Raw genomic sequence first — 23,429 nt, 5'->3', positions numbered from 1 at the left:
GAACACCCTGTCCGAAAACGGACATCTTTTTCTGATTTGCTAAGTGGTGCTTGTGAGTCAAAAAGATGATTTTCAATAGTTTATAAAAATGGCATCAGGCTTGGATACTTACCCCTGGCTGCCCTGATCAACTGCCCGAAACCGGACAGCTACGCTGAACCTCTTCCAACTTTCTTCCCATGGAAAACCTCCTTGCCCAGACTGCTTCTTGCCCCGCTACCACGCCATCGGCTGCTGGGCCGCCGGTAATTGCGCTGCGCGACATCGAGAAAGTCTACCAGACCAAAACCATTGAAACGGTGGCCCTGAACCGGGTAAACCTGACCATCAACAAAGGCGAATTTGTGTCGATTATGGGGCCTTCAGGCTGCGGCAAATCCACGCTTCTCAGCATCATAGGGCTGCTGGATGAGCCCACCAGTGGCGTACTGGAGCTAGACGGCCGCGCCGTGCAGTCGTACTCTGACCGGGAGCTGGCCGCGCTGCGCAATCAGAAAATCGGGTTCGTGTTCCAGAGCTATCATCTTATCAACGACCTCTCGGTTCTCGATAACGTGGAGCTGCCCCTGCTGTACCGGCCCGGGGTGGGCGGCAAGGAGCGGCGGGAACGGGCCTACGCCGCCCTCGATAAAGTGGGCCTGAGTCCGCGCACCAGCCACTTCCCCAGCCAGCTTTCCGGGGGGCAGCGCCAGCGCGTGGCCATTGCGCGGGCCCTGGCCGGCCGCCCCGAAATCATCCTGGCCGATGAGCCCACCGGCAACCTCGACTCGGTGATGGGGGAGGAGATACTAGACCTGCTGCTGCACCTCAACCGCCAGGAAGGCACCACTATCGTGATGGTTACCCACGACGAGCAGCAGGCCCTGAAAACCCAGCGCCTCATCCGCTTCTTCGACGGCAGCCAGGTTTCATAGAACGTCATGCTGAGCAAAGCGGAGCGTAGCCGAAGCATCTCTACCGCTTTGTTGCAATGCTATTTGATCAGTCAGAGGTAGAGATGCTTCGGCTACGCTCCACTTCGCTCAGCATGACGGTTCCTTACTCTTTAACTGAAACTACATGCTACTCTCTTACCTCAAACTTGCCTGGAAAGTCTTGCTGCGCCGTAAGTTCTTCACCTTTATCAACCTGTTCGGCGTGAGCTTTACACTGATGATTCTGCTGGTGGTGATGGCTCTGGTAGACCACGTAGTGGGGCCAAATATGCCGGAAAAGCGCATCGACCGGATGCTGTTCGTGAATGTCATCCGGCAGGAGATGGTAGACGGCCACGGCTGGATGAACCGGCCCGCCAGCGTGCATTTCGTGGATACCTACATCCGCCGGATGAAGACGCCGGAGAAAGTAGCCCTGACATCGAATATTTACGATGCCACGGCTTTCACCAACAATGGCCTGCTCCCGCTGGATGTTCGCTACACCGATGGGAATTTCTGGCAGATCATGGACTTTGAGTTTGTGGACGGGCGGGCGTTCAGCGGGGCCGAAGTGGCCCAGGCCCAGCACGTCTGCGTCATCAACGAAGCCACGGCCCGCAGCTACTTCGGCACCGCCGACGTGGTGGGGCGTGCCATCGAGGTAGACCTGACACGCTACCGCGTGGCCGGCGTGGTGCGCAACGTGTCGGCAGTGCACATTGCCTCCTATGCCGATGTGTGGGTGCCCTACACCCTGAGCCCGTCCCTGATACGCGACACCAGCATCGGGGGTGATTTTCTAGTGGTGCTGCTGGCACCCACGGCGGCGGCGGCCCCAGCCATGCGTGAGGAATACCGCCAGATGGTGCAGCGCGTGGAAATTCCGAATCCGAAGGAAGTAAAGGCCATCTATTCCTACGCCGACCCCATGCTGGCCACCTTTACCCGCGCCCTCCACATCACTCGGTCCGAGGGCGCCGGTAATTCCCAGGCCCTGGACAACGACAACGTGGGCACTTTCTACCTGATTTGTACCCTCATGGGGCTACTGTTTATGCTGCTGCCGGCCCTAAACCTGGTGAACCTGAACGTGACGCGCATTCTGGAGCGCTCCAGCGAGATTGGCGTTCGGAAGGCCTTCGGGGCTACGGGCCGCAACCTGGTGGGGCAGTTTCTGGTGGAAAACGTGGTGCTGGCCGTGGTGGGCGGACTGCTGGGCCTGGGCCTGGCCGCCGGAGCGCTGGCGCTGCTCAACGAGGCCCATGTAGTAGCCTATGCCCAGTTCAGCCTCAGCTGGCGGGTGTTCAGCTGGGGGCTGGGGTTGGCCCTGCTGTTTGGGCTGATGAGCGGCGTGTATCCCGCCTGGAAAATGTCGCGCCTCAACCCCGTAGTGGCCCTGCGCGGCAGCGGCGAGCAGAAATAAAGCGTGAGATAGTGAGGCTGTGCCAACAGCCTGACAACTCACCAGTTCACCACTTCACCACCTGGCCTCATGCTCCGTCATCTGTTTAAACTTATCTGGAACCGCAAGCGCAACAACCTGCTGCTGGTGTCGGAAATATTCTTCTCGTTCGTCGTGCTGTTTGCCGTGGGCACTATGCTCATCACCTTCGGCACCAACTTCCTGGCCCCCCATGGCTTCGACTATCAGCAGGTGTGGCGGCTCGAAATACGGGCCGGCCAGAACAAAACCATGCCCCGCACCGAGCTGGACGAGGTGCTGCGCCAGATGCAGGCTCTGCCCGGTGTCCGGCAAGTGGCCCTCGCCAGCGACAATATGCCCTTTATCTTTCGCACCAATACGTCCGCGTTTAGCTACAAAGGCCGGAAGTCGGAGCAGTCGAATATATACGATACCGATGATCAGTACGCCCAAGTAATGGGGTTGAAGCTGCGCGAAGGCCGCTGGTTTGCCAAGGCCGACGACGGCAGCCACCACCGGCCGGTGGTCATCAGCCAGGATTTGCGCGAAACCCTGTTCGGCAACGAGCCGGCCCTGGGCAAAATCTTCTCCTGGGCCGAGCCCGGCCCCGACATCAAGCCCGAAGACGAGTTCCAGGTGATGGGCGTGGTGGAAAACGTGCGGATGGAAAACGACTTTGGTCCGCCTGTGCCCTCCATGTGGAAACGCCTGCTGCCCTTCGATACGACGCGCTGGGAAACAGCCAACGTGGTGGTGCGCGTGGCCCCCGGCGCCGGCGGGGAGCTGCAGGAGAAAATAGCCCGCACGGTGGCCGGCGTCACGCGCCAGTGGACCACCATGGTGCGCGTGGTGGACGAGGACCGCCTGCACAAGCGGCGCTACACCATTGTGCCGACAGCGGGGCTGGCACTGGTAAGCCTGTTTCTGATTGTGAATGTGGCCTTGGGCCTGTTTGGCGTGCTCTGGTACAACATCAGCCAGCGCCGGGCCGAGATAGGGTTGCGCCGGGCGATGGGGGCCACCGGCTCGGCCATCAGCCGGCAGTTTCTGGGCGAAATGCTGATTGTCAGTACCCTGGGCGTGGTGCTGGGGTGTTTGCTGGCGGTGCAGTTTCCCTTGCTGGGGGCGTTTGAGCTGGACCCGAAGTTTTACCTGGCCGGCATTGCGGTGGCGGGCGTAGCCGTGTACGTCATCACGGCGCTGTGCGCATTCTACCCCAGCCGGTTAGCGGCGGGCATTCATCCGGCCGTGGCACTGCGAGAAGAATAAAGCCTGAAAGAAAGCCTGCCCGCCCAGATTTACCCGCCGATTTCCGTCCTTCGCCCCCGAGCTATGATACTGATTGCCGACGACGACCTGGCCGTGCGCACTTCGCTGGGGCTGCTGCTGAAGCAGGCCGGCTATGCGGCGCGCGCCGTGGCCACGCCGGAGGCTGTGCTGACCGCCGTGCAGCAGGCGCTGCCCCGCCTGCTGCTCCTGGATATGAACTTCTCCCTCGACACCAGCGGCCACGACGGCCTGAAACTGCTGGCCCAGCTGAAGCGCCTGTACCCCGCGTTGCCCGTAGTGCTGATAACGGGTTGGGGTAGCATCACGCTGGCCGTGGAAGGCATGAAAGCCGGAGCCGCCGAGTTCGTCACCAAGCCCTGGAACAACGATGCGCTGCTGCAAACCATCCGTACCATCCTGCGCCTGCACGAGCCGGACGCCGAAACCGACCCCGTCGGCCTCAGCCGCCGCCAGCTGGACCAGCAGTATGATTTTCGGGCCATTGTGGGGCAGGATGCGCGCCTGTTGCACGTGCTGCGCAACGTGGGCCAGGTGGCCGCCACCGATGCTTCGGTGCTGATTGAGGGCGAATCGGGGACGGGCAAGGAGCTGATTGCGGAGGCCGTGCACCTCAACAGCCAGCGCCGCCGCCAGCCCTTTGTAAAGGTGAACCTGGGAGGGATTTCCGCCTCCCTGTTTGAGAGTGAAATGTTCGGGCACCGGCGCGGGGCCTTCACCGACGCCAAAACCGACCGGGTCGGCCGCTTCGAGCTGGCCAACGGCGGCACCATCTTCCTCGACGAGATAGGGGAGCTGGACCTGGGCTCCCAGGTGAAGCTGTTGCGGGTGCTGCAGGACCGAACCTACGAGGTGCTCGGCGACAGCAAGCCCCGCCGCCTCGATATCCGCGTGATTTGTGCCACCAACCGCAACCTCACCGATATGGTGCAGCAGGGGCGCTTTCGGGAAGATCTGTTTTACCGCATCAACCTGATTACGGTGCGCCTGCCCGCCCTGCGCGAGCGTCCTGAAGATATCCCGCTGTTAGTGCAGCACTTTGTGGATAGCCTGCGGGCTACCTACCACCGACCGGCCCTGAAAGTGGGTGCCCGCGCCCGCCACTGGCTGCAGGAGCAGCCGCTGCCGGGCAACATCCGGGAGCTGAAAAATCTGGTGGAGCGCGCCGTGCTGGTATCGGGCAAAGACGAGCTTGGGCCCGAAGACTTTCAGGCCCAGTTTCAGCCGGCCCCGGCGCGTATTTCAGAGCCTGGGGAGCTGCCGGAACCCGGTACCATCACCCTCGATGAGCTGGAGGCCCGCATGATCCGCCGCACGCTGGAGCACTACGGCGGCAACATCAGCCGCGTAGCCAAAGCCCTGGGCCTGAGCCGTGGCGCGCTCTACCGAAGGCTGGAGAAGTATGCCATTCCGTTTGATGCGGAGTAGGAGGGAAGAACATCATGCAGAGCGGAGCAAAGCATCACGTTCTTTATCCCTTCCGCACACTAGTCCCTCATGACTCTGCGCCTGAAATTTCTGCTGTTCGTCACCATCATTCATGCCGTGCTCATTGTGCTGGCCGGCCAGATGATGCGCACCAACGCCCCGCTGTTTGTGGCGCTGGAAGTACTGCTGCTGATCAGCATCTTCCTCACAGTGCAGCTGTACCGGGGCTTTGTCCGGCCGTTTCAGCTGATTGCGGCCGGCACGGAAGCTATTCGGGCCAGGGATTTTTCCATGAAATTCGTGCCCGTGGGGCAGCACGAAATGGACCAGCTCATTGCCGTGTACAACCACATGATTGATGAGCTGCGGCAGGAGCGAGTTACGCAGCACGAGAAAAGCTACCTGCTCGAAAGCCTAATCCGGGCCTCGCCGGCCGGGGTCCTGCTATTGTCCTTTGATGGGCGGATTGAGGGCGTGAATCCCGCCGCCGAGCGGATGCTGTCCCAACCCACGGCGGCGCTGCTAGGCTTGCCACCCGCCGCCGTGCCCGGCGACTGGGGCCCGGCCCTGGCGGCGCTTTCTGAGCAGGGGCCGCAGGTGGTGCAGCTCTCGGGGCTGCAGACGTACCGGGCGCACTGCTCACGTTTTGTAGATCGGGGCTTCACGCGCCAGTTTATCGTGCTGGAAGAGCTGACGCAGGAACTGATCAGGCAGGAGAAAAAGGCCTACGAGAAGCTGATCCGGATGATGTCGCACGAAATCAATAACTCCATCGGGGCCATTAATTCCATCCTCCAGAGCTTCCGCCACTACGCCCCCCAGCTGCAGCCCCAGGACCGCCCCGATTTTACCGAAGCCTTGGAGGTTTCTATCGGGCGCAACACGCACCTGGCCAACTTTATAGCCAATTTCGCTACGCTCGTGCGCCTGCCGCCGCCGCAGCGTCAGCCCACCGATGTGCATGGGCTGCTGCGAACCACGGCGCGCCTACTGCAGGTGCAGGCAGAGCGCCGCTGCATCCGGTGGCACTGGGAGCTGGCCCCCGGCCCACTGCTGGCTAATGTGGACCCGCAGCAGCTGGAGCAGGCGCTGCTCAACATCGGCAAAAACGCCCTCGAAGCCATTGGGAAAGACGGCAACATCTGGGTGCGGACCAGCTGGGAGCCCGCGCAAATCATCATCGAAAACGACGGCCCCGGCCTGGCGCCCGAGGTGCAGCGCCGCCTGTTCACGCCCTTCTTCAGCACCAAGCGCGACGGTCAGGGCATCGGCCTTACCCTCACCCGCGACATTCTGCTCCAGCATGACTTCCGCTTCAGCCTCGAAACGCAGCCCACCGGCCGTACGGCGTTTACCATCTGGCTGTAGCACAAGCGCGGGGACGCGAACTGCAAAGTTCGCGCTACTGCTGTCCGTTACTTCCGCTTGACTGGGGCGGCGGGCTTGCGGTTGGGCATGGGCCGCACGGCCGGGGCGGGTGCGCCGGCGGGCACTACCTGGCCGTTGCGGAAGGTTTTCTTCTCCTGCACCGTGGTGCCATCCAGCCCGAAATAGGTCCATACGCCCGATTCCTTGCCGTTGCGGAAGGTGCCGGCTATTTCCGGGGTGCCATCTTCGCGCAGCTGGCGAAAAGCCCCCGTTTTCAGCCCTTTTACATACGTGGTTTCCGCCTTCAGCTTACCCGAGGCGTAGAACTCTTGGCTCAGCCCCGTGGGTTTGCCGGCTTCGTACACCAGCTTGCTTTGCAGCGTACCGGTGGGGTAGTACGTCACCTGCTCGCCGGTCAGTTTGCCGTTCACGTAGGTTTCCTGCTTCTGCAGTTGCTTGCCGCCCACATGAAACGCGCGCCACTGGCCGTTGGGCTGCCCGTTTTTGTACTGCTGCTCGCCCTTGGCCATACCGTCCTCGTAGTATAGCGTGATGCGCCGGTCGCGGCCCTGGTTGCTGTATTCCGTCTTCTGCTCCGTCTTGCCCGATTCATATAAGTCCAGCTGCGTGCCCGTGAGCACACCCTGGCGGTAGGTCTGAGTGCTTTTTACGGCGCCGCTTTCGTAGTACGATTTGGCGGGGCCGTCGAGGTTGCTGGTGCCGCCGGCCAGGCTTTTGGCTTGCTTGGTCAGGTCGTCGGCCAGCGGGTTTTTCACCGCCCGCCCGACCAGCGTAGCAGGGGCATAGGTGCCCTCAGTGCGCAGCTTGCCCGAGCGGTAGTAGCTGCGGTAGCTGCCCCGGCCGGTGCGGTCAGCCTGCACGTCGGTTTCCAGCTTGCCGTTGTCGTAGTAGGTTTTGTAAGGGCCAGCCAGCAGTCCTTTGCTGTACATCCCCTCACTTTGCAGCTGACCGTTCTCGAAGTAGGTTTTGGCCGGTCCGCTGGCTTGGCCGTTCTGGTAGGTCACTTCAGCCCGGGGCTTGCCCGAGGGATACAACTCCCGGATAACACCGGCCGGCTGGCCGTTGCTGAGCGTAGTTTCGAGCTTCACCTCGCCGTTGGGGTGGAAGTAGCGCAGCGTGCCGGTGGGCTGATCTTCCTCGTACGTGCCTTCCTGGGCCAGCTTGCCGTTGTCGTAGTAGGTTTTGAATGGGCCCTGGCGCACGCCCTGCTGGTACGTAACTTCCAGCCGGCGCCCCCCGTTGGGGTGAAACTCCACGTACGCCGAGTCGCGCTTACCGTCGGTGTAGCGCGTCTGGGCCTCTAGCTTACCGGAGTAATAAAACCGCTTGTACGGTCCCTGCATCACGGTATCGGCCGCTACCAGGGCTGAGTACACCTCGCGCTTATGCACGTTGGTGGAGTCAAAATACGTCGTAAGCCGACGCAGCTTTTGCGCTTGAGCGGCGGTAGAGAGCAGGAGTAGGGCAAGCGTAATTCGTTTCATAGCCGCAAGAACGGGAGAAAGCCAAAAGTATTTTTTGTGCCGGCCGTCAGCACAGGTTCAGCCAGTAGCCAGGCCGCACACAAAAGCCCTGCCGCAAAAATGCAGCAGGGCTTTCCGGTAAACGTCAGCACGAATCCGTGAAATTCGATAAATCCGTGATTTACAGCTTCTCTACCACGATACTGCTCGCGCCACCACCACCGTTGCAGATGCCGGTCACGCCGATTTTGCCGCCTTCATTCTGCAGCACGTTCAGCAGCGTGGTTACGATGCGGGTGCCCGACGCGCCGAGCGGGTGGCCCAGGCTCACAGCCCCGCCGTATACGTTTACTTTCGAGCCTTCCAGGTTCAGCAGCTTGTTATTGGCCAGGGAAACCACCGAGAAAGCCTCGTTGATTTCGTAGAAATCCACTTCCGAGGCATCCACGCCGGCGTGTTTCAGCGCCTTTGGAATAGCCAGAGAAGGTGTGGTGGTGAACCACTCGGGAGCCTGCTCGGCGTCGGCGAAGCCCCGGATGCGGGCCAGCGGCTTCACGCCCAGCTCCTCTGCCTTCTCACGGCTCATGAGCAGCACGGCGGCGGCTCCGTCGTTGAGGGTGGAGGCATTGGCGGCCGTCACGGTACCTTCCTTGCCGAAGGCGGGCTTGAGGCCGGCAAACTTGGCAAAATCAGCCTTGGTGTACTCCTCGTCGTCGCTGATAACGGTTTCTTTGCCGCGCACTGTAATGGTTACGGGCACAATTTCGTCCTTCTTCTTACCGGCCTGGGCAGCGGCGGCACTCCGCTCATAGCTCTGCTGGGCAAAGGCATCCTGCTCCTCGCGGGTGATGCCGTAGTGGGTGGCGGTGCGGTCGGCGGCTACGCCCATAGCAAAGTCGTGGTACGGGTCCCAGAGGCCGTCCTTCATCAAGCCGTCAATCATCTGGCCGTGGCCGTATTTAGCCCCAAAGCGGGCTTTATCCAGGTAGTACGGCACGTTCGACATGCTTTCCATACCCCCGGCCAGCACCACGTCGGCCTGCCCCAGCATGATGGCCTGCGCCCCGAACATAATGGCTTTCGAGCCCGAAGCGCACACTTTATTGACGGTAGTGCATTCCACGGTATCGGGCAAGCCGGCTTTCTTGGCCGCTTGGCGGGCTGGAGCCTGGCCCAGGTTGGCCGAAATAACGTTGCCCATAATCACCTGCTCTACCTCCTTGGCATCGACCCCGGCTTTCTCCAGGGCTCCTTTCAGCGCAATAGCGCCCAGCTCAATGGCCGACAACGATGACAGGCTCCCGCCAAACGACCCGATGGGCGTGCGCACGGCGGCCACAATAACTACTTCTTTGATTTGCATGATGAGGTGGGGTGGGAATGGTTAATCAAGGGCTTAAAGGTAGTAAGGTTTGGTGATGAGGTGCACAGCCGCGGCTGTCATCCAGAGAGAACATCAGGCAAAAGCAGAACGCCAAAATGATAGACCGTCATTCCGAGCATGTGGCGCATCAAGCTAGTATGCGGAGCCGCGGCCGAGGAATCTCGGGTGTTGACGTTGTGGTAGTAACCGTCATTCCGACGACAGGAGTAATCCCGTGTGCTGATGTTTAAATAGCTTGGCAACCTCAGCACGCGAGATTCCTCGGCTGCGCTTGGAATGACGTTCTGTTCCTTATCAACTTACTAATACCAGAATCACCAAGCTGGCTTTCCCTTCTCCTGCGGCTTGGTGGCTTTACGCGGTAGCTGCTGCAGGTATTGCTGCTCGGCGGTGTGCAGAGCCTCCAGCAGCTGGCGGGCCTGGCCGCTGCTCAGGTTCATCTGCTGGAGCCGGGCGCGCTGGGTCTGAAGGTTGATTTCCGCCGCCGAAGCGGCCTCGGTACCCCCGCGCCGACTGGTACCGCCCGGGGCTTCCGGGCCGGTTTCCTCGTCGCTGATACCCCGTACGTTGCCGGGCTGGCTGCCCCGGGCTACGGTGCGCTGCTCCCCGGAACCGGGTTGAAAGCCGGAGTTGGCGGAACTGCCGGGTTGCGCAGACGGCCGGTTAGGGTCACGCGAGCCATTGGCATCGGGCCGGGGCTGCAGGACGTTACGCGGGTTGCGGGGAAGCGTAGGATCAGTGAGCTGTCCCCGTTGATCTGCGCCGGCTTTGGGCTGAGACTGAGCAGTAGGTTCCGGCTGCTTGGCTTCCGGGCTGCCATCGGTACCAGGTGGCGGCAGCTGAGGCTGGGCAGTTTTGCGAGCCAAATAGTCACGTAACTGCTCGTAATTGAACCGGGCTTCCGCATTGGCAGCATTAGCCAGCAAGGCCTGGCGCAACAGGCTTATCGCCTGTGCATAATCACCCTTGGTGGCGGCCAGCGTGCCCAGCTGCTGTAATGCAACGCTGCGCATAGCCGGGTTTTTGCTAATAGTCAGCTTATTGTAATATTCTCGCGCTTCGCTTGGCCGCCCGGCGCGGGCGGTGGCATGCGCCAGATTCAGCCACACCGCTTCATCCCGGGTTTCCAGCGTTACGGCAGCTTCCTTATAAGCTAAGGCAGCGGCGGTATAGTCCCGGCGGGCATACGCCGCCGCCCCACGCTCCACCGCCGCATTCCGGTCATGGATGCGGGTTAGGCCTCCCCAGGCACTCAGCAGCACTATTCCGCCTAGCAGCACACTTCTCACGGCCGAATTACTTTCACGGTTATCAGGATGTCCAACATAATCAGAACCAGTGCTACTATCAGCGGGTACCGGTAGCGGTTATCTGCCACTGAAACCGTTCTGACCTGTTGCGTCTGGCCTTCTACGCGGTTTAGTGCATTCAGCAGGAAAGGAAACTCGTCGCGCTGGTCAGTCAGTTCAAAGTACTGCCCGCCGGTCTGCTCAGCCAGCTGCCGGAGTGGAGCCGATACCAGTCGGGTAATGGCCTCGCGGCCTTTCGCGTCGCGCAGGTAACCCCGGCCGCCGGTCTGCGGAATCCGGCTGCCTTCAGTGGTTCCCACCCCCACCGTAAATACCCGCGCCCCCGAGCGGGCCAGAATGCGCACAGTTGGCTCCAGATTCTCCCCGAAATCCTCCCCGTCCGTTATAAGGACCACCGCCGTCGCACGGGGCGGCGTGACGCTACTGGCGGAATCCGGCGGTATGGCTTCTAGTCGGGTCAGCAGCAGCTCCAATGGGGGCACCAGGTTGGTGCTGCCCGGCGGTACCAGGGTTGTTTGCAGCGTGCTGATGAAGAGTTGCAGGGCCGCCTGGTCATAGGTGAGGGGGCACTGCACATATGCTTCGCCCGAAAATACGATGAGCCCTAACCGGTCGGCGGGGAAGCGGCTAGTAAGGGTGGCCAACTCGGCTTTTACCTTTTGCAGGCGGGAGGGCACTACATCGGGGGCATCCATGGAGCGCGACAGGTCCACCAGCAGCCATACGTCTTTGCCGGACGTTCGTACCGGATTCTGGGTCACGCCATAGGCCGGCCCCAATAATGCCACCGCCAGCAGCCCGAAATACAGGAGCCGCAACCCCAGCTTCCAGCCCAGCCGCCAGCCGCGCTGCCCCAGCGGTGCTGCCAGCCGGCGCGTCCGAAACAGGTAGCCGAGGTACAATAGAAAAAAAAATATGGCCGCCAGCCCTTCGGGCCAGCCTGGCCGGTAAGCCCAGTTCAGCACGATGGTAACCCCTTCATGTTCAAAATGCAACCAGTGTAAAAGGTAGGTAAAAGCGGCGGCGGTGGTCCCAGGTCAATGCCCCGAAAAGGCCGTTTAGAGTGGCAAGATGGAAGATATTTTTTTCGAAAAGGGTTTGTATGTCCATTCTGCTCGTATATTTGCACACCTTTCAACCGGAAAGGAGTTCCACACGGAGAGGTGGGTGAGTGGCTGAAACCAGTAGTTTGCTAAACTGCCGTAGCTCTAAAGGTTACCGGGGGTTCGAATCCCCCCCTCTCCGCATATTTTTAGATTAAAAATTGAGAATTAAAAATTAAACAGTGCGTCACAGCAATGTTGACCACCGGCTAATTTTTAATTCTTAATTTTTAATTGCCCATTCGGGGTGTAGCGTAGCCCGGTATCGCGCCTGCTTTGGGAGCAGGAGGCCGCAGGTTCGAATCCTGCCACCCCGACGTTTAAGCAAAAGCCGTTTACCCACCTCGGGTGGACGGCTTTTGTGTTAGTTGACCCCGTAGCTCAGCTGGATAGAGCAGCTGCCTTCTAAGCAGCCGGTCATGTGTTCGAATCACATCGGGGCCACGCTGATAATAAGCCACTTAGCTTGATTGCTGGGTGGCTTTTTTGTTACTGGTTGAAACCTTGGTCGTAGTTTGAATAGACTACCAGGGTAGTTGTAGTTTTTGACACAAGAGTTCGGTTGCTAAGGCAGTCGGGCTTTTTTTGTAAACTAGAGAGCAACTTGACGAGTAGTAGTGCAGGCGTGTAATCCCGTTCTTCCATTTCCTTCTCCCTCTTTACCCGATGAAAAAAACTGTACTCCTTCTGGCCGGTGGGCTATTGCTGGCTACTGCCGCTCAGGCTCAATGGGTGCAACAGCCCTTCTCCTTTGCCCAGGATTTGCTGCCGCTGTATACCGATGCAGTAGATGCCAATACTGCCTGGGCGCTATCCAGCGGGCTATTCACCCAGGATGCCGCTAACCAAGTCGCCCGCACGTTCAACGGGGGGCAAAACTGGACAGTGCTAACGGTTTCAGGAGTAAACACCGCTACGGAAACCGTGCAGAGTTTGTCGGCAGTAAGTGCAACCACGGCGTGGGTAGTCACTCTGAACGATACCGGGGGGCGTATTCTCAAAACGTCGGATGGCGGCTCAACCTGGGTGCGGCAAGGCACCAATGCGTTTTCAGCCGATAGTTACCCTAATACCATATACTTCTTCAATGCCAACGAAGGCATGGTGATGGGCGACCCGGACGGAACCAATGGCGGCGGTCCGGAAATCTACTATACTGCCAACGGAGGTACTACCTGGACCCGGTCCCTTAACGTACCTGTTGGTACTCCCGACGAGTATGGTACCTTTTTCCCGCCGGCAGCGGTAGGTAATTCTATCTGGTTTCCGAATGACGAAGGGGATATCTTCCATTCTACGGACAAGGGCGTAACCTGGACCGTAGCGCGGGGCGTGGCTTCTGAGCCCATCGAAAACATTGCCTTCCGGGATGAGCAGAATGGCTTGGCTGTTATTGCCGATGCCAACGCTACCAACCACGAGCTTTACCGCACTGCCGATGGCGGTATCACGTGGCGGCGCACCACCTATACTGGCCCACTGCGGGGTTGGGGACTTGATAACGTGCCTGGGACCGGCAATTACCTGTCCGTAGGAATTAATCTGGGCAATGGCGACTCCGGCTCCTCGTACAGCCGCGACAACGGCCAGACCTGGACCAGCATCGAAAACAATATCAACCACCTGTTTGTGGATGCGGCCGGCCCAACGGCAGTATGGAGTGGTGCCGTGAATGCCAGTACCGGGGCCGGAGCGGGCGTAAATAAACTTACCAGCACCGTGCTGCCTACCCGCGCCGCTACAGTGGTGCTGGGGGCCAGTGTGACCCCCAATCCCAGTACTGATGGTTTCTTCCGGGTACAGTGGCCCACGGCTACGCATACCGGAACTATTGTGCTTACCGTTGCTGATGCGCTGGGCCGGCAGCTACAGCAGCGCACCCTGGAGGCCAGCCGGGCTACGGAAGCTACGCTGGATCTGAGTCAGCAGAAGGCGGGAGTATATCACATAAAGCTGGAGTCGTTGGCGGGGGTAAGCCGCCTGCGGGCCCAGGTATTGTAAGATACTAATGTAGCCCATGCAAGGCCGTTGTTCCGGGTGCGGAGCAACGGCTTTTTTGAGTCCGTGCAGAAGCCCCGAATCGGCCCTGTGACTGGTAAAAACCGGATTTTTTCGGTATCTTTGTCGATACCTAATTCAGGTTGAATTAACTGCCTCACATGAGTGAAACACAAGAGATAATCGGAACCTCGGACTACTCCGCGGATAGTATTCAGGTGCTCGAAGGGCTCGAAGCGGTGCGCAAGCGGCCCTCCATGTACATCGGCGACACCGGCGCGAAAGGGTTGCACCACTTGGTGTGGGAGGTAGTCGATAACTCCATTGATGAAGCCCTGGCCGGCCAGTGCGACCGGATTGAAGTAACTATCCACCCTGGCAACGCCGTATCGGTGCAGGATAACGGCCGCGGTATTCCCGTCGGCATCAACCAGAAGTTCGGCAAATCGGCCCTGGAAATTGCCCTGACCGTGCTCCACGCCGGCGGCAAATTCGATAAGAACAGCTACAAAACCTCCGGCGGCCTGCATGGCGTGGGCGTCAGCTGCGTAAATGCGCTCAGCACCCACACTCACGTTACGGTAAAGCGCGACGGCCACATCTACGAGCAGGAGTACGTGATTGGCGTGCCCCAGTACGATGTGCGCAAGGTGGGCGACACCACGGAGCGCGGCACGCTGGTGCGGTTCCAGCCCGACGCTACTATCTTCGACGAAACGCTCATCTACTCCTACGAGCGCATTGCCACGCGTCTGCGGGAGCTGTCGTACCTAAACCGGGGCATCCGCATCGTCCTCACCGACCTGCGTACGCCCGAAGACGGCGGTGAGCCTCAGCAGAGCGAGTTCTACTCCCAGGGTGGGGTGGCCGAATACGTGCAGTACCTCGATAGCAGCCGCACGGTGCTGATGCACAAGCCGGTGTACGTGGCCACGGAGCGCGGTATTCCGGTGGAAGTAGCCTTCCAGTACAACGACTCGTTCCAGGAGCACATCTACTCCTACGTCAACAACATTAACACCCACGAGGGCGGTACGCACGTCTCGGGCTTCCGGGCGGCCATCACGCGCGTGCTGAAAGCCTACGCCGAGAAATCGGGCGAAGTGGCCAAAGCCAAGGTGGAAATCCAGGGCGACGACTTCCGCGAGGGCCTCACGGCCGTTATTTCGGTGAAAGTGGCCGAGCCCAAGTTTGAGGGTCAGACCAAAGGCAAGCTGGGCAACTCCGAGGTAAACGGCGCGGTGAACACCGTAGTGGGCGAAATTCTGAACCAGTACCTGGAGGAAAACCCCAAGGAAGCCCGCGTTATCATCGACAAGGTGATTCTGGCCGCCAAAGCCCGTATTGCTGCCAAGAAGGCCCGCGAGATGGTGCAGCGCAAAACCGTGCTGGGCTCCAACTCCCTGCCTGGCAAGCTGGCCGACTGCTCCGAATCGGACCCCGAAATCTGCGAAATCTACCTGGTAGAAGGTGACTCGGCCGGTGGCACTGCCAAGCAGGGCCGTAACCGGGCCTTCCAGGCCATTCTGCCGCTGCGGGGTAAAATCCTGAACGTGGAGAAGGCCCAGGAGCACCGTATTCTGGAAAACGAGGAAATCCGGAACATGATTACGGCGCTGGGTGTCACCTTTGGGATGCCCGCCGACGCGGAAACGGGGGCGGAAGCCGATGCCCGGGCCCTCAACATTGCCAAGCTGCGCTACCATAAGGTCATCATCATGACCGACGCCGACATCGACGGCTCGCACATCCGCACGCTAATTCTGACCTTCTTCTTCCGCTACATGCGGGAGCTGGTGGATCGGGGCTACATCTACATTGCCCTGCCGCCGCTCTACCTCGTAAAACGGGGTAAGGAGGAGAGGTATTGCTGGACCGAGGAGGAACGCTCCCAAGCCCAGGAAGACCTCGGCCGGGGTAAGCCCGAAACGGTGAACGTGCAGCGCTACAAGGGCTTGGGTGAGATGAACGCCGAGCAGCTCTGGAGCACCACTATGCAGCCAACGACCCGCTCCCTGAAACAGGTTACCGTTGATTCGGCTGCCGAGGCTGACCACCTGTTCTCCATGCTGATGGGCGACGAAGTAGCGCCACGCCGCGACTTTATCGAGAAAAACGCCAAGTACGCCAAGCTGGACGTCTAAGGCTCAGGGATTCATCGGATTTTGTAGACGATTTGCCAGACTAAAAACGCCGCCCTGTTCAGGGCGGCGTTTTTAGTTTGAACCAGGGTAGAGACGCGTATTTACGTCTCGTCGTTGTTGACCTTGAACGACTGCCACGGAACGGCGCAAACCTCGCCCCGCAATGCGTCAGCTTATGTCGTTTTCCCCAGCTTCAGCGTTTTCTTTTCGGGTTGGGTTCTGCCTGAACCGTTGCAAGCCGTTAACTTGCCTGCCGACTGCTACCGGCGGCCCCCATTCCTCGTAAGTGGGATTTCCTGCGCTACTCCTATGAAACTCTTCAAATCCGCCGACCTCATTCGGAAAAGCAAATACATCAGCCGCGACCTGAGCTGGCTGCGGTTCAACTACCGCGTGCTCGACCAAGCCCGGGATGCCAGCCGCTCGCTGTTCGACCGGCTCCGGTTCATGGCCATTACCAGCAGCAACCTCGATGAATTCTTTATGATTCGGGTGGGCTCGCTCTATAATTACCTCGACTATGGCAAGGAGCGCATCGACTATTCGGGGCTGCGCGAAATGCCTTTCCGGCGCAAGCTGCTCGATTTTGCACACCGCTTTGTGAATGACCAGTCGTTGACCTACCTCAACGATTTGAAGCCGCTATTTGAGAAGAATGGCTTCAACGTTCTAAAAATGAGCGAGCTGACGGAGCTGGAGCTGAAAAAGGCCGATGGATACTTCAAAAACACCATCTTCCCGCTGCTCACGCCGATGGTGTATGACTCCTACCACGGCTTCCCGCTGATGATGAATCAGATGCTCATCTTTGGGGTGGTTACGCGGGCTGGGGGCGGGCTGGACGCTGAGGCGGAGCGGGGCCAGGAGCGCCTCACGTTCGTGCAGATTCCGCAGAACCTATCGCGCTTCTTTGAGCTCACCCGCAAGGATAAGGTGATGTTCGTGCCCATTGAGGAAATCGTGCGCGTAAACCTGCCCAAGCTGTTCCGCAACGTGGAAATCGTGTCGGCGGATATGTTCCGCATCACCCGCAACGGCGACTTCACGCTGGAAGAGTCGGATGATATCGACGTGGATTTCATCAAGGAAATCCAACTTGGGCTGAAAACCCGCAAGAAGGGACGCGTAGTGCGCTTGGAAGTGGAGCCTAACGCTTCCGCCCTGCTGATGCAGGTGTTGAAGGACCGGTGGAATATTGACAATGGCAACGTGTTCGTTATCAATTCGATAATCGACTTAAAAGGCCTGCTTCAAATTCTCAAGCACCCCAACTTCCGGGGCAAGGGGGCCAAGCAGCCGGCCCCAGTGGCCCCGCTGAGTCTGCCTGAAGGAGCCGACGACAACCTCTTTGAGTACCTAAAGCACCACGACGTGCTGCTGCATCACCCGTACAATAACATCGACCCGATGGTACGGCTGCTGGAACAGGCTGCCGAGGACCCGCACGTGCTGGGAATCAAGCAAACAATTTACCGTCTGGCCGAGGATTCGCGCGTGACGGCGGCGCTCCTGAAGGCGGCCGAAAATGGCAAGCACGTATCGGTGCTGTTTGAGGTGAAGGCGCGCTTCGATGAGGAGCGCAACATCCGGGAAGGGGCCAAGCTGGAAAAAGCCGGCTGCTTCGTCATCTATGGGGTGAGCAAGTACAAGACGCACACCAAGATGATGATGATCATCCGCAAGGAAGGCGAAAAGGTGACGCGCTACGTGCACATCGGCTCGGGCAACTACAACGAGCAGACCTCGCGCATCTACACCGACGTGAGTATGCTCACTACCAACGACGTGTACGGCCACGACGTGTCGGAATTCTTCAACGTGATTACCGGCCACTCGCAGCCCGACGACTACGAGTACCTGATTACGGCCCCCAAGGACATGCGTCAGCAGCTGATTTCCCTGATCCGGGAAGAGGTGCGCAATGCCAAGAAGGGCCTGCCCAGTGGCATCGTCATGAAGATGAATTCCTTGGAAGACAAGGAGATGATTGACGAGTTCTACAAGGCCAGCAAGGCCGGCGTGCCCATCCGCTTCATTGTGCGGGGCATCTGCTGCCTGCGGCCGGGCCGGGTGGGGCTGAGCGAGAACATCGAGGTGCGCAGCATTGTGGGCGACTATCTGGAGCACTCCCGGTTATTCTACTTCCACCAGGCCGGCAACCCCAAAATGTACGCCGGCTCCGCCGACCTGATGGTGCGCAGCTTCGATAGGCGCATTGAGGCCCTGTTCCTGATTGTGAATCCGCAGCTCAAGCGCGAGGCCATCAACATCCTTTACTTCAACCTGCGCGACAACCAGAATACCTACGTCATGCGTGAGGATGGTGCCTACGTGCACCGCCATCCGGCCCCCGAGGAGCCGGTTTTCAACGTGCATAAGGAGTTCTACCGCAAAAACTTCACGCTGGTGGGCGAAACGGCCTTATATGATGAGTGGCTGTCCTGTGCCGCCATCCGCGAAGGGGCTTCCACCGACGTCATTGAGGCCGCGCCCTCTGTACCCGTCGACGATGAGCCTAATGCCCAAGAGCCGGAACCCGACCTGGAAAGTACGGCCATCGAAGCGGCTGAGCATAACCCCGAAACCGAAGCGGATCTGGCGTAAACTTAAGTAACGCAATAAGCGAAAAGCCAACGCTCTGAGCAGAACGTTGGCTTTTCTGTGTTTTTTTCTTTTCTATTCCACTTCCGTAGGCCGGCTTTGCACGGCAGGTTTGGGGCAGCCGGGCTTGTGGTCGTCGGCGGCCCGGAATTCATCGAAGTGGTCCTGGAACAGGGCCTGGAGCATACCGTCTTTCAGGCCTACGTCGGGTACGAGCATCTGGTGCACGTTGGCCCATTCCATGGCCGAGAGGTAGATGTGGCCGGCCGGCACGATGACGTCGGCACGGTCGGGGTTGAGCAGGGCTACGTTTACACGCTCCTCCATCGTCATGCTGGTAAGCTGGTCGAGGGTAGTGGCAATACGCTTGCGGGTAATAGCTTTTTCGGCGGCCTTGTCGGGGGCCGTCTGGGCCATGCTATAGAGCTTGTTGATGTTGCCGCCGGTCCCAATGGCGCGGGAAACGTGGTAGCGGCGGGCATTTTCGCTCACCCATTCCTCCATGCGCTGCCAGGTTTCGCGCATGGCCTCGGTGCTCAGGCCGGCTTCTTCCTGCTGCATACGCCGGATGCTGCCCACTTCAAACGACTGCGAGGCCACCTTGCGGCGGTTGTGGTAGATGTTGAACTCGGTGCTGCCGCCCCCCACATCGATATGCAGGTAGTGCTTTTTGTCTTCGAGGAGGTTTTCAATCACGCGGTTGATGTAGGAAGCCTCGTCCTGCCCATCAATCACCTGCACCGTCATGCCCAACTCCTGCTGAATGCGGGCGGCTACCGCCGGTCCGTTCTGGGCCGTGCGCATGGCCGACGTGGCGCAGATCAGGTAGTGGTTCGGGGCCACGTCATGTACTTCCATCAATAGCTTCAACGCGTGCAGAAACTTGATGAATTTGGCCTGTTTCTTTTCCGAAATCTGCCCGGTGGCAAACACGTCCTCGCCCAGGCGTAGCGGGTAGCGCACGTACTCCACCCGCTTGAGTCGGTACCGGTCGCCGTAGTGCAGGACCGCCGAAATCTGGCAGCGCACCGCGTTGGATCCAATGTCGATGGCAGCCAGTTTCAGAAGCGGATATTCCATGCAGAAAAACGTGAGGAGAAAAGAAGCTGGCGCAAATATAGCCTTTCAAGCCAGCTAGGGCGCGAAAAACACAAAACGGCGAGCCGCTTCCAGAAAAGCGACCCGCCGCAAGTCGTTGAAGAAGGTTTAATTGTCAATCCGGAAGCCCAGGCCGAACTGAATCAGTCCGTTTTCCACCGACTTCTGGTACGACACCGACAGGGCCAGCTGGTCGGATACGGGCGCGATGTAGAAGCCGGCCCCGTAGCCCTCGTGCCAGCCGCCCGGCGAGGAGCCCTTGTAGTACACCCGGCCCCGGTCGTAGAAGCCGAACACGCCGTAGGAAAAAGGCAGGAACGACGTCTGCACGCGGCCCAGGGCCAGGCGCAGCTCGGTGTTCAGGTACAGGCTGGCGTCGCCGGTGAAGCGGGTGCGGTAGTAGCCGCGCAGACCCTCACGCAGGCCCAGGTTGGCGAATTTGTAGAACGGAATGTCGTCGTCGTTGCCGTAGTTTTTGGCCCCGCCGCCCTTCACCACCAGCGTTACCGGAATGCCCAGGCGGGCCGTGCCGTAGTACTCAGCAAAGCCTTGGGTGAGGCCGAAGTTGCCCTTGTTGCCGTTGAGCTGATGATACGTATCGTGCTGGGCCCGCAGACGCACCCCGCGTCGGGCAAAGCTCTGCCGGTCGCGCAGATCCACGTCGAGCAGGGCATTTAACCCAATCAGGCGCTGAAAGTCGGTGTTGGGCACCTGGCCCTCGGGCACCGGAATGCCGCCGCTTTCCAGCTGGCCCAGGTAGCTGGCCCGGGCGTAGCTGGAGGTGTACTGCTCATACGCCGGCCCGATGCGGAACAGGCTGCGCTGCCAGAACACGCGTTCCGTAAAAGCCCCCAGCGTGAAGCCTTTGTAGCGGGCTTTGTAGAATTTGTCGTCGTACAGGTCCTGGTCTTTGGTAGTATTATTGCCCAGGCCGAAGAAGTTGTAGAACGGGAAGAAGTTGCCGTACTCGGTGCGGGCACCCACGTCCCACTTGCCGAACGCGTAGCGGTGCCGCGAGGCCAGCGACACCTGAAAGTTGCCGCCGCTGGAGCCGCGCACGTCAAACGAGTACAGGTTCTTGAAGCCCGGCTTGCGGAAACCCTGGCGCATGAAATCCACGCCCGCACCCACCCCAATGCCGTCGTTGGCATTCACGATGACGGTAGCCCGGGGCTTGTAGGAGTTGAATTCGAACTGCTCCCGGTCGTACTGATTCACGTCGGGGCGGGTAGATGTCCGGTTGTCCGACTCAGGGCCCAGCTTCAGGTCGGTATCGGGCACGTCGTACACCTTGGTGAGGGTGCGCAGGCCCCCGGCCCGCGAGTCGTCCGTAATTCGGTCCTTACCGTCGCCCCCGATGATGCGCACCAGCACGCTTTTCTTGGCCGTGCCGGTTACCGTGAACACGTCCTTGCCATCGAGGCCGTAAAGGCAGACTTCCTGGGTTTCCCTGGGCGAGAACGTGCGGTCGAACAGGGCCGGGCCGTTGGGCTCGTCGCCGTCCTTGGCTTTATCGAACAGCTGCACCCGCACCCGGCCGTCGGCCTGGCGGTCTACCCGGAACACCTCGGCTTTGTTGGAGCCTACTACGTCCACGCGCTTGGCCAGCAGCAGGTAGTACTCGTCCAGGGCCTTGGGCAGCTCCTTGATGCGGGCCTTCAGCTTGCGGTTCAGCTCGTCGCCCGACAATGGCTTCAGCTCGGTGGGCAGCGTGGCGGTGGCCTCGTCGATGGCGGCAGGGGTGAGGCGCTCCTGCAGGTAGCGGGCTACCTGCTGCCACTGCTCCCGGCTCAGGCTCTGCAGCAGAAACCGGTCGAGGTGGCGGGCCGGCCAGTTCAGGCTTTTCATGTCGCCGAACTCAGCCTGGAAGTCCTCAATGCTGGGCACAGCCCATTCGCGGTTAGCCAAGTAGGAGAGGGTGCCGTTCCAGAGCGTAAACGACTGGTCCCGGTCGCGCGGAATGGGTTTGAAAACGGTCTTCTTACCGTCCTTGAACCCGGCCCATTTCCAGTTGTCCTCGTGCTTGCCGAAGTCGGCCACCAGCATATCAAACGCCCGGGCGTGGGCCAAGGACACGGCGTCGATGCGGTTGTCGTTGTCCTTGTAGAGCTGGCGGAAGAAGCTGAAGGAACGGCGCACCTCATCGGCCCCGTCGAAGCCGGGCAGGTTGGGCTTGGGGTCCACAGGGCGGTCCTCCAGCGTACCCAGCAGGCCGGCGTACTCGGGGCGGTAGGGGCCGAGCTGGTTGTTGTCGGGCAGCACGAACAGGCGGGGCCGGGCGTGCAGAATGTCGGTTTTATCCAGCAACGAGCCCGTCACCAGCGCCGAGTACGGGTGGGCCGTGGGCGTGATGTCGCGCAGCACGTCGGCGGCGAAGGAGCGGCGCAGCTCGGGCGGCAGAATGCGCGTCACGTCCTTGTCCACCGAGCGGAACACGTACTCCGAGGAGTCGGCGGCAATGAGCTTGATGGATGTGGTCTGCCGGCCGCCGCCCCGTCCGAACACCCGCAGGCCGCCCTTTTCGGTAGCCAAGTTCAGAGTAGGCACCTGCACGGGCTGCGTCCAAGAAGTCCGGTAGAGCTTGCCCAGCCAGAACCGGGAAGAGCCCGAGCCGCCGTACTGCCGGCCGGCCGCCAGCGTCTGGGTGGCTTCAAACGGCGCATCAGGCTTGGTTTCGGCCACCCCTTTGGGGGCCGAGGGGCACTCAGGAATAAAGGAGTTTACCGGCACGCCCACCTGCTCGGGCCCGCAGGCCGAGCGGAACAGAGTGGCGGCGTAGGCCTGCTTCACGGTGGCCCCGCCGGCCTCGAAGGTGTAAAACGCCGTCTTGACGGTGCCGTCGGGGAAGTAGTCGAGGCGGGAAAAGCCCTCGGCCGACTCGTTGAACTGCGAGCGGGCGTTGGCCCCCACGTGCTGCTTCTCGGCAAAAGAGCCTGACACTAGGTGGTAGCTGCCCTCGGCCTCGGTGAGTTGCAGGCTGAAATCGTGGGCGGCGGCGTACACCGCGCCGGGGTGGTCCTTGAGGGTGTTGAGCAGCTCCTTCTGAAACTGCTGGTAGGCGGGGTTGGCCAGGTCGCGGGGGGAGCCCACATTCTGGCGGTAAGCCGCGTACACGGTGCCGGCCACGGGCGGCAGCAGGTGGCGGCTCAGGGGCATGTGGCCTCCGTACACGCCGTTGCTGATGACCGGCTGGTGGCCCACCAGCAGCACATTGCGGCCCTTGGTTTCATCCAGCACGTCCTGCAACTGCTCCCGGAATTCCTCGCGGGTGAGGGTTTTGCAGTCGGTATCGGGGGCTTCGGGCCGGTCGTAGGGGTGCGTCCACCAGGGCGAGTTGATGGCGACCAGCCGCACCAGCGGGGCCACGTCCACGATTTCGGGGCCGGGACAGCCACCGGTCGGGATAAAGGCATTCTGACCGGGCAGCTTGTCCTCAATGTACTTCTCGAGGCGGCGCACCCGCTTCAGGCCATCAGGCCCGGAGTTGGCCCAGTCCTTGTCGCCGGGCAGGAAGTAGATTTTGCCGTTGGGCAGGCCCTGCACCAACGCAATGAGAGCATCGGCGCGGGCAGTCTGGCCGGCCTGGCTGGAATCCTTGGCCGAGCCCAGGCCCTGGTTGCCCACAATGTCGCCGAGGTGCACCACCGTGAAAGGGCCGGTTTGCTGCTCCAGCGTGCGGCGCAAGGCCTGGAGGCGGCTGGTGGGCAGCTCGGCTGTGGCGGTGTTACCGAGTAGAAAAACGGTGTGGGCTGGCGGGGGCTGCTGGGCCAGCAGCGGCAGGGCCGTCAGCAGCCCAAGACTGGTGAGCAGAGGCCGGGAGTAGCGTAAGGGCATAGAGAGGGGAGCGTTGGAAGCTCTTCTACGCGAAAAGCCGGCTTTCGATT

14 protein-coding genes and 3 tRNA genes are annotated in these 23,429 nt (G+C 60.4%); 11 read left to right on the top strand and 6 right to left on the bottom strand.

Annotated elements, in window-relative coordinates:
- Nucleotides 1-179 precede the first annotated feature (179 nt).
- From HSW_RS14160 to HSW_RS14140, 5 genes are all read left to right on the top strand, one after another.
- Nucleotides 180-914, top strand: coding sequence for an ABC transporter ATP-binding protein (locus HSW_RS14160; RefSeq protein WP_081768415.1), 735 nt, complete (start codon nucleotides 180-182; stop codon nucleotides 912-914).
- 145 nt (nucleotides 915-1,059) lie between these two features.
- Nucleotides 1,060-2,340, top strand: coding sequence for an ABC transporter permease (locus HSW_RS14155; RefSeq protein ID WP_044002461.1), 1,281 nt, complete (start codon nucleotides 1,060-1,062; stop codon nucleotides 2,338-2,340).
- Nucleotides 2,341-2,409: 69 nt separating this feature from the next.
- On the top strand, nucleotides 2,410-3,609 hold the full coding sequence (locus tag HSW_RS14150; RefSeq protein WP_044002460.1) for an ABC transporter permease: 1,200 nt from the start codon (nucleotides 2,410-2,412) through the stop codon (nucleotides 3,607-3,609).
- A 63-nt stretch (nucleotides 3,610-3,672) separates the two neighbouring features.
- Entirely contained in the window at nucleotides 3,673-5,055 is a 1,383-nt protein-coding gene (locus HSW_RS14145) for a sigma-54-dependent transcriptional regulator (protein ID WP_044002459.1), read from the top strand.
- A gap of 69 nt (nucleotides 5,056-5,124) precedes the next feature.
- On the top strand, nucleotides 5,125-6,423 hold the full coding sequence (locus HSW_RS14140; RefSeq protein WP_044002458.1) for a sensor histidine kinase: 1,299 nt from the start codon (nucleotides 5,125-5,127) through the stop codon (nucleotides 6,421-6,423).
- 47 nt (nucleotides 6,424-6,470) lie between these two features.
- Here the strand turns inward: HSW_RS14140 and HSW_RS14135 are convergent, their stop codons facing one another.
- The 4 genes from HSW_RS14135 to HSW_RS14120 form a co-directional block, all read right to left on the bottom strand.
- A complete protein-coding gene (locus HSW_RS14135; protein ID WP_052346449.1) occupies nucleotides 6,471-7,928 on the bottom strand; it encodes a toxin-antitoxin system YwqK family antitoxin in 1,458 nt (485 codons plus the stop codon).
- A gap of 160 nt (nucleotides 7,929-8,088) precedes the next feature.
- Nucleotides 8,089-9,270 carry an acetyl-CoA C-acyltransferase gene (locus tag HSW_RS14130; protein WP_197031879.1) on the bottom strand — a complete coding sequence of 394 codons (1,182 nt, stop codon included), beginning with the start codon at nucleotides 9,268-9,270 and terminating at the stop codon, nucleotides 8,089-8,091.
- A gap of 335 nt (nucleotides 9,271-9,605) precedes the next feature.
- Nucleotides 9,606-10,571, bottom strand: coding sequence for a tetratricopeptide repeat protein (locus HSW_RS22910; protein ID WP_155832984.1), 966 nt, complete (start codon nucleotides 10,569-10,571; stop codon nucleotides 9,606-9,608).
- Between the two features lie 5 nt (nucleotides 10,572-10,576).
- Nucleotides 10,577-11,596 (bottom strand): VWA domain-containing protein, encoded by a 1,020-nt coding sequence (locus tag HSW_RS14120; RefSeq protein WP_052346447.1) that lies wholly within the window; start codon nucleotides 11,594-11,596, stop codon nucleotides 10,577-10,579.
- A 162-nt stretch (nucleotides 11,597-11,758) separates the two neighbouring features.
- Here HSW_RS14120 and HSW_RS14115 point away from each other — a divergent pair.
- The 6 genes from HSW_RS14115 (at nucleotide 11,759) to ppk1 (ending at nucleotide 18,450) form a co-directional block, all read left to right on the top strand.
- Nucleotides 11,759-11,846: transfer RNA gene (locus HSW_RS14115), tRNA-Ser, on the top strand.
- A gap of 101 nt (nucleotides 11,847-11,947) precedes the next feature.
- Nucleotides 11,948-12,021: transfer RNA gene (locus HSW_RS14110), tRNA-Pro, on the top strand.
- A 53-nt stretch (nucleotides 12,022-12,074) separates the two neighbouring features.
- Nucleotides 12,075-12,148: transfer RNA gene (locus tag HSW_RS14105), tRNA-Arg, on the top strand.
- A 222-nt stretch (nucleotides 12,149-12,370) separates the two neighbouring features.
- Nucleotides 12,371-13,705, top strand: coding sequence for a T9SS type A sorting domain-containing protein (locus HSW_RS14100; RefSeq protein ID WP_044002457.1), 1,335 nt, complete (start codon nucleotides 12,371-12,373; stop codon nucleotides 13,703-13,705).
- A gap of 158 nt (nucleotides 13,706-13,863) precedes the next feature.
- The gene (gene gyrB / locus HSW_RS14095; RefSeq protein WP_044002456.1) at nucleotides 13,864-15,846 is read left to right on the top strand and encodes a DNA topoisomerase (ATP-hydrolyzing) subunit B; all 1,983 of its coding nucleotides are present in this window, start codon (nucleotides 13,864-13,866) and stop codon (nucleotides 15,844-15,846) included.
- A 309-nt stretch (nucleotides 15,847-16,155) separates the two neighbouring features.
- Complete coding sequence (gene ppk1 / locus HSW_RS14090) at nucleotides 16,156-18,450, top strand: polyphosphate kinase 1 (RefSeq protein ID WP_081768414.1); 2,295 nt, start codon at nucleotides 16,156-16,158, stop codon at nucleotides 18,448-18,450.
- Nucleotides 18,451-18,522: 72 nt separating this feature from the next.
- Here ppk1 and HSW_RS14085 read toward each other — a convergent pair whose 3' ends face one another.
- Together HSW_RS14085 and HSW_RS14080 are read right to left on the bottom strand one after the other, a co-directional pair.
- A complete protein-coding gene (locus tag HSW_RS14085; protein WP_052346446.1) occupies nucleotides 18,523-19,527 on the bottom strand; it encodes a Ppx/GppA phosphatase family protein in 1,005 nt (334 codons plus the stop codon).
- A 126-nt stretch (nucleotides 19,528-19,653) separates the two neighbouring features.
- Complete coding sequence (locus HSW_RS14080) at nucleotides 19,654-23,379, bottom strand: hypothetical protein (RefSeq protein WP_044002455.1); 3,726 nt, start codon at nucleotides 23,377-23,379, stop codon at nucleotides 19,654-19,656.
- Between the last annotated feature and the right edge of the window lie 50 nt (nucleotides 23,380-23,429).

The organism is Hymenobacter swuensis DY53, from assembly GCF_000576555.1.
In the GTDB taxonomy this organism is placed as follows: domain Bacteria; phylum Bacteroidota; class Bacteroidia; order Cytophagales; family Hymenobacteraceae; genus Hymenobacter; species Hymenobacter swuensis.
This window is presented reverse-complemented; position numbering and strand designations above follow the sequence as displayed.

Bases quoted from the DNA above. Each gene is read 5' to 3' on its own strand.
- HSW_RS14160 (WP_081768415.1), top strand. From the start codon at position 180: ATGGAAAACCTCCTTGCCCAGACTGCTTCTTGCCCCGCTACCACGCCA.
- HSW_RS14130 (WP_197031879.1), bottom strand. From the start codon at position 9,270: ATGCAAATCAAAGAAGTAGTTATTGTGGCCGCCGTGCGCACGCCCATC.
- gyrB (WP_044002456.1), top strand. From the start codon at position 13,864: ATGAGTGAAACACAAGAGATAATCGGAACCTCGGACTACTCCGCGGAT.
- HSW_RS14085 (WP_052346446.1), bottom strand. From the start codon at position 19,527: ATGGAATATCCGCTTCTGAAACTGGCTGCCATCGACATTGGATCCAAC.
- HSW_RS14100 (WP_044002457.1), top strand. From the start codon at position 12,371: ATGAAAAAAACTGTACTCCTTCTGGCCGGTGGGCTATTGCTGGCTACT.
- HSW_RS14155 (WP_044002461.1), top strand. From the start codon at position 1,060: ATGCTACTCTCTTACCTCAAACTTGCCTGGAAAGTCTTGCTGCGCCGT.
- HSW_RS14135 (WP_052346449.1), bottom strand. From the start codon at position 7,928: ATGAAACGAATTACGCTTGCCCTACTCCTGCTCTCTACCGCCGCTCAA.
- HSW_RS14140 (WP_044002458.1), top strand. From the start codon at position 5,125: ATGACTCTGCGCCTGAAATTTCTGCTGTTCGTCACCATCATTCATGCC.
- ppk1 (WP_081768414.1), top strand. From the start codon at position 16,156: ATGAAACTCTTCAAATCCGCCGACCTCATTCGGAAAAGCAAATACATC.
- HSW_RS14150 (WP_044002460.1), top strand. From the start codon at position 2,410: ATGCTCCGTCATCTGTTTAAACTTATCTGGAACCGCAAGCGCAACAAC.
- HSW_RS14080 (WP_044002455.1), bottom strand. From the start codon at position 23,379: ATGCCCTTACGCTACTCCCGGCCTCTGCTCACCAGTCTTGGGCTGCTG.
- HSW_RS14145 (WP_044002459.1), top strand. From the start codon at position 3,673: ATGATACTGATTGCCGACGACGACCTGGCCGTGCGCACTTCGCTGGGG.